This is a genomic window from uncultured Leptotrichia sp. (genome assembly GCF_938036635.1).
GTDB classification, from domain to species: Bacteria; Fusobacteriota; Fusobacteriia; order Fusobacteriales; family Leptotrichiaceae; genus Leptotrichia; species Leptotrichia hongkongensis.
In genome coordinates this window covers 1-6,305 of sequence record NZ_CALHQO010000407.1, presented here as the reverse complement: position 1 = coordinate 6,305, position 6,305 = coordinate 1, and the positions used below count along the sequence as shown (strand labels likewise).

The 6,305-nt window shown below is 35.1% G+C and carries 7 protein-coding genes; all 7 read right to left on the bottom strand.

Annotated features, from left to right (window positions below; translation table 11 throughout):
• Window positions 1–159: 159 nt before the first annotated feature.
• On the bottom strand, window positions 160–1,284 hold the full coding sequence (locus tag Q0370_RS08215; protein ID WP_299574483.1) for a sodium ion-translocating decarboxylase subunit beta: 1,125 nt from the start codon (window positions 1,282–1,284) through the stop codon (window positions 160–162).
• 54 nt (window positions 1,285–1,338) lie between these two features.
• Window positions 1,339–1,713 (bottom strand): biotin/lipoyl-containing protein, encoded by a 375-nt coding sequence (locus Q0370_RS08210; protein WP_299574480.1) that lies wholly within the window; start codon window positions 1,711–1,713, stop codon window positions 1,339–1,341.
• Window positions 1,714–1,742: 29 nt separating this feature from the next.
• Window positions 1,743–2,093: an OadG family protein gene (locus Q0370_RS08205; protein WP_147006319.1), complete on the bottom strand. Its 351-nt coding sequence runs from the start codon at window positions 2,091–2,093 to the stop codon at window positions 1,743–1,745.
• A 57-nt stretch (window positions 2,094–2,150) separates the two neighbouring features.
• Entirely contained in the window at window positions 2,151–2,417 is a 267-nt protein-coding gene (locus tag Q0370_RS08200) for a hypothetical protein (RefSeq protein ID WP_147006320.1), read from the bottom strand.
• A gap of 64 nt (window positions 2,418–2,481) precedes the next feature.
• Window positions 2,482–3,873: an oxaloacetate decarboxylase subunit alpha gene (locus Q0370_RS08195; RefSeq protein WP_299574473.1), complete on the bottom strand. Its 1,392-nt coding sequence runs from the start codon at window positions 3,871–3,873 to the stop codon at window positions 2,482–2,484.
• Between the two features lie 141 nt (window positions 3,874–4,014).
• Window positions 4,015–5,610 carry a phosphoenolpyruvate carboxykinase (ATP) gene (pckA, locus tag Q0370_RS08190; protein ID WP_299574470.1) on the bottom strand — a complete coding sequence of 532 codons (1,596 nt, stop codon included), beginning with the start codon at window positions 5,608–5,610 and terminating at the stop codon, window positions 4,015–4,017.
• 100 nt (window positions 5,611–5,710) lie between these two features.
• Window positions 5,711–6,305: hypothetical protein (locus Q0370_RS08185; protein ID WP_367270880.1), on the bottom strand; the 595-nt coding region annotated here is incomplete at its 5' end.

Sequence of the window (6,305 nt, the reverse complement as noted above, 5' to 3'; positions counted from 1 at the left end):
TGATGGGCAGCATCTCCTCTGTCGTCATTCTGGTTGCAAAGAGAGACTGGTGCGCGTCGCGAAGCACGGTCTCACAAATTTGAACCGGTTTTTTCTTCTCGTTATTCATCTATATTCTCCTTGCGCTTGTCTCACGCGAAAGATAGTTTCATGCTGCGCTTATTTCACACCGAAAATGGCCATGAAGGTTCCGGCTGCCACTGCCGTTCCAATGACGCCTGCAACATTTGGTCCCATTGCATGCATTAACAGAAAGTTTTTGGGATTTTCTTCCTGCCCTAGTTTCTGTACAACTCTTGCCGCCATTGGAACTGCTGAAACCCCTGCTGCTCCAATCATAGGATTTACTTTTCCTTTTGTCAGTTTGTACATTATTTTCCCAAACAGCACTCCTCCTACTGTCCCAAAAGAAAATGCAATTAACCCAAGAATAATAATTTTTATTGTTACCAGACTCAAAAAATGCTCTCCGTCAGCAGTTGCTCCGACAGTTATTCCAAGTACTATTGTAATACAGTATAACATGGCTCCTCTTGCGTGTTCAACTAAATTTGAAACAACTCCAGCCTCCTTTATAAGATTTCCAAGCATTAACATTCCGATTAATGGAGCTGATGATGGAACTAGAAGAATAACAATAATTGTTACTGCAATTGGAAAAATTATTTTTTCCCTTTGACTTACAAATCTGAGCTGTGTCATTTCCACCGTTCTTTCTTTTTTTGTTGTCAAAAGTTTTATAATTGGAGGTTGAATTACAGGGACTAAAGCCATATATGAATAGGCCGCAATAGCGATTGATCCTAGTAAATGTGGTGCCAGTTTTGTTGTCAAGTAAATGGCTGTAGGGCCGTCAGCTCCTCCAATAATTCCAATTGAAGCCGCCTCTTTTCCAGTTAGTCCTAGCAAAATTGCTCCAATAAATGCTATAAAAATTCCAAGTTGGGCAGCAGCTCCCAGTAGCAGACTTTTGGGATTTGCAATTAGCGGTCCAAAATCAGTACTTGCTCCTATTGCCAAAAATATTAGCGGTGGATAAATACCTAATTTTACTCCTTGATATAGATAGTATAAAAGTCCACCTTTTTCCATAAGTCCTTCATTTGCAACAGCAGGCAGATTTGCGAGCAGCATCCCAAAGGAAATCGGAAGCAATAGATAAGGTTCATATTGTTTTTTTATCGCCAGGTATAACAAAATTAGCGAAATTATTATCATTATAATCTGTCTTCCAGTTATCATTGATATTCCTGTTGTTCCATAAAGAATTTTTAGTAATTCCATTTGAAAACCATTCCTTTCTTTAAGGTTTTTAGTAATTTATTAAATTTTTATATTTTAAGACAATACCACTAAAATATCATCAGTATTTACTGTATCACCCTTTGCCACTCTAATTTCGCTTATAGTTCCATCGCAAGGTGCTACAATTGGATTTTCCATTTTCATAGCTTCCAATACCACAACTTCATCTCCAGCTTTTACCTTTTGTCCAGTTTTTACTTTCACATCTACTATAAGTCCTTGCATAGGGGCTTTTATTACTTCGCTTCCTTCAGTTTCCTTTTGTAAAGGTGTATTTTCATTTTTGCTCACTTCTTGCTTGCTGTCTGAACTGGCTGAAGTTTCAATAGTTCCTTCTTTTTCTGAAACATCTTCCACTTCTACTTCGTAAACTTTTTCTCCGATTCTAATTTTATACAGTTTAATCATTTTTTCTGTACTCCTTTGTATTTCAGATTTTATTTTATTTCCCTAATATTTTTTATTCTTATACGACTATCCTTGTTATCTCCAGCCGCTTCAATCAAAGCTGCCATCATTGCTGCCAGCATAGTTTCATCTTTTATTTTTTCCATATTAAATTTTTGTTCACTATCTAATTTTTGCTGCTTTTCCAGAATTTTACCATCATTTCTTTTTTTATTTTCAATATCTGCATTTTTTTCCTCATAAGCTGAAAAGTATTTAAAAAATGACAATACAAATGAAATCAAAAATAATATAAAAAATACAATCAGCATACTGACAACAGTTATATAAATGGCATCTGCAAAAGTTACAGCCGAATTTCCAAATAAAATACTTTTCATATTTTAAATTATTCCTTTCAATTTTTTGAATTGCTAAATTTAAACAGTTCCTGCATATTACTTTATTTCGTAATAACTATCAAATTTTTCCTTTTGCGAGAGTTTCATTTTATTTCTCAAATGAACCATATCACTTACAATTCTTTCTTCTATATGGCTTAAATTGTCCCAATCTATAAGATTTTCTGCATCACGTGTCTTATTTATTTCCATATCAAGTTCCGATATTTTTTCAAGCAATGCTTTTTTATTCCATCTTGTATTTTCATACCATTCCGTTATTTCCTTTAATTTTGTCTTGAAGTAATCTATATCTAAGTTCATTTTTTTCACCTCTCTTTTTAAACTGCCTATTCTATTATATTTCAATTTTTATTTCTAAAAACTTTTAAAAAACAACATCAATATTCTGAATACTGATTTTCTCTTCTGAGTTTTTTTCTTTGTACTTTTCTTTCAGGTAATCTTTTGCAATCTGTGGAAAGCATGCGTAAGTTAGAACATCTTCATCAGATTTTGCTAGATTTCCTATTTCATTCTTCATTGTGTCGTATTCATTTTGTAGCAAATCGGCAGGTCTTCCAGTAAATATTTCATCATTTCCAATTATAACTGCCTTAATTTCATCCGAAATTTTTACAGGTGATTTTCCATACATTCCTTTTACATAATCTTTAATTTCCTTTGGAATCATCTTGTATCTCTGTCCTGTCAAAACATTAAATACTGACTGTGTCCCAACCATCTGGCTCATCGGCGTTACTAAAGGCGGATAACCTAGGTCTTTTCGGACTTTTGGAATTTCACGAAGCACATCTTCATATTTATCTTCCGCTCCTTGTGCCTTCAGCTGTGACAAAAGGTTTGAGAGCATTCCGCCAGGAAGCTGATATTCCACAATGCTTGGCTCTACAGCAAGAGCCTTTGGATTCATTGTTCCATTATCAATATATTTTTTTCTTATAGGTTTAAAATACTCTGCGACTTCCTTTAAAAGTTCAAGATTTAACCCTGTATCATATTTCGAGCCTTGCAAGGTTCTAACAAGCGATTCTGTAGGTGGCTGTGAAGTTCCGCTTCCAAAAGGTGAAATTGCTGTATCCACAATATCCACTCCAGCTTCAATAGCTTTTAATGTACTCATTCCGGCTAGTCCCGCTGTTGCGTGAGTATGCAGTTCAAGTGGTATATTCAAAATCTCTTTTAGTTCACTTACAAGTTCATAAGCCACATTTGGCAATAAAATTCCCGACATATCCTTTATTGCAATAGAATCTGCCCCCATGCTCTGCATTTCCAAAGCCAGTTTTTTATAGTATTCTATCGTATGAACAGGGCTAATTGTATAACAGATAGCAAGCTGGCTGTGTCCTCCATATTTTTTTGTACTTTCTGATGCCTGCCTTATATTTCTCGTATCATTCAAAGCATCAAATGTACGAATTATATCAATTCCATTTTTTATCGAAAGCTCAACGAATCTATCCACGATATCATCTGCATAATGCCGATAACCAAGCAAGTTCTGTCCTCTTAGCAGCATCTGAAGTTTTGTATTTTTAGCCCTTTTTCTGATTTCTCTTAATCTTTCCCACGGATCTTCATGCAAAAATCTGATTGCTGCATCATAAGTTGCTCCACCCCAGACTTCCATTGCATAATACCCGACTTTATCCATAGTTTCTATTATTGGAAGCATTTCGGCAGTAGTCATTCTTGTCGCCATAAGTGATTGATGTCCATCCCTTAACGATGTTTCCGTTATTTTTACCTTTCCCATAAAAACCTCCATATTTTAGTAAACATTTAAAAATTGTTATAAAATAGACAGTTAAGCATCTCCCAAAACTTTTAAAATTGACTGAAAATTAAGTAGTTAATATTAACTGCCGGAATATTACTGAACTGTCTATCAACATATTTATTCAAAATACATTGGACCTGCATTTACAATATGTTCTGGCATATTCGGATATTTTGCTGCAAAATTTTCTCTAAACATTTTTGCCAGCTTTCTTGCAGCTGCTCCATATGCTTCTTTATTTGCCCATGTATCTACTGGATTTAGAAGTTCACTTGGAACATTTGGACAATATTGTGGAATTTCTAGATTGAAAATATCGTCGTGTCTGTATTCAACTTCATCCAGTTCTCCATTTAACGCTGCAGTTACCATTGCCCTTGTGTATTTTAAGTTCATACGGTTTCCAACACCATAAGGTCCGCCAGACCATCCTGTGTTTATTAAAAATACTTTTGTATTGTGAAGTTCTATTTTTTTACCTAGCATTTCTGCATAAACTAACGGATCTAATGGCATAAACGGTTCTCCAAAGCAAGTTGAGAATGTAGGCTGCGGTTCTGTAATTCCACGTTCTGTCCCAGCAAGCTTAGAAGTAAATCCTGTCACAAAATGGTAAATTGCCGCATCTTTTGAAAGTCTTGAAACAGGCGGTAAAACTCCAAACGCATCTGCTGTAAGAAATATTACAACGCTTGGAATTCCTCCAATCCCTGGAATTTGTGCATTTTTTATATGATTAATCGGGTAGCCAACTCTCGTATTTTCTGTCAAGCTCTTGTCATAAAAGTCAAATTCACGTGTTTTAGGATTCATTACAACATTTTCGACAAGGCTTCCAAATTTTATTGCATTGTAAATATCAGGCTCATGTTCTGGATCAAGATTTATACATTTTGCATAGCACCCTCCCTCAAAGTTGAAAATGCTGTGATCAGACCATCCATGTTCATCATCTCCAATTAATTTACGGTTAGGATCTGTTGAAAGTGTAGTCTTCCCAGTTCCAGAAAGTCCAAAGAATACCGCAGTATGTCCAGTTCTTGGATCCATATTAGCAGAACAGTGCATAGGAAGTACATCAATTTCTGGCATTACAAAGTTCATTATGGAAAATACACTTTTCTTAATTTCTCCAGAATACTCTGTTCCACAAATAATACCAACTCTTGCTTCATAATCAATAATTATTGCAGCAGATGAATTTATTCCATCGATTTTAGCATTGCATTTAAAGCCTGGAGCCGCGATTATTGTAAAGTCAGCATGTCCATAATCGTTTAGTTCTTCCTCTGTTGGGCGTATTAGCAATTGATGGATAAATAAGTTCTGGCTTGCCCGTTCATTTATTATTCTAAATTTTCGTCTGCAAGTCGGATCCGCTCCTGCCATTCCATCAAATATGAAAATTTCACGATTTTGCAAATATGCAATCAGCTTGTTATAAATAGAATCAAATTTTTCTTTTTCAATAGGCTTATTTACATTCCCCCATGCAATCTTATCATGAATACCAGCGGTATCAACAATATATTTGTCTTTAGGTGAACGCCCTGTATATTTCCCTGTAGTTACAACTAAAGCTCCTGTTTCAGATAGTGTACCTTCCTTACGGCTTAATGCATGCTCAATAAGTTCAGAAGGTGTTAAATTCCTGTAGATTTTCGCCACATTTACAATTCCTAATTTCTCAAGATCCTTTGTCAATTTTTTCATATCGCTTCCTCCATATTCCAGAAAATTTTAATATTTTTTTATTTTATTGATTAAATTTATTTGGCATCTTATATTTTCAGGTTTAATGATTAATATTTTATTACTTTAGTTTCGTTAGATATGCATTTAGCATGTCTAATCGCTCAGCAAATAATGTTTTCATCATAGTAAGACGATCCTCCGTAATATTTGAATTTTTTGCATATATGGAATCCATCAATTCCATTGCTATTTTAGACAATGACTGCGGAATTGTTAGTGGTGTTGTTACATACTTTATTTGCTTATCATGTTTCGATTTAAACGGTAATGATGGATACGTATGGAATGGTTTATGTGGATTAATCGTCATTTCGTTGTACCATAGGGTATTGCCATTATCGAAGATAGGGGCCATGCCAAGGAATTCAAGTGTTGTAGAATTCCGTAAGAATCCAAAGTTACCGTAGTGACGATCGTCATTTAATGTTAGATAGTCCAAAGCAAGTGTCGCATCTAAATGGGCTTTCACATTTGGAATTGAAAAATGTGTACACTGATCTAAGAACGCTTGGTATTTATTATCGCGTCGTTTAAGTGGCGCTGCTATGTGCCATGCAGGGATGTATTCAATGTCTCCGCTCGTAAATAGTGGACAAGATGACACGATTTCACCAGATGCGATTGTTTCTAATTCATATGGTACATGGTAAAAG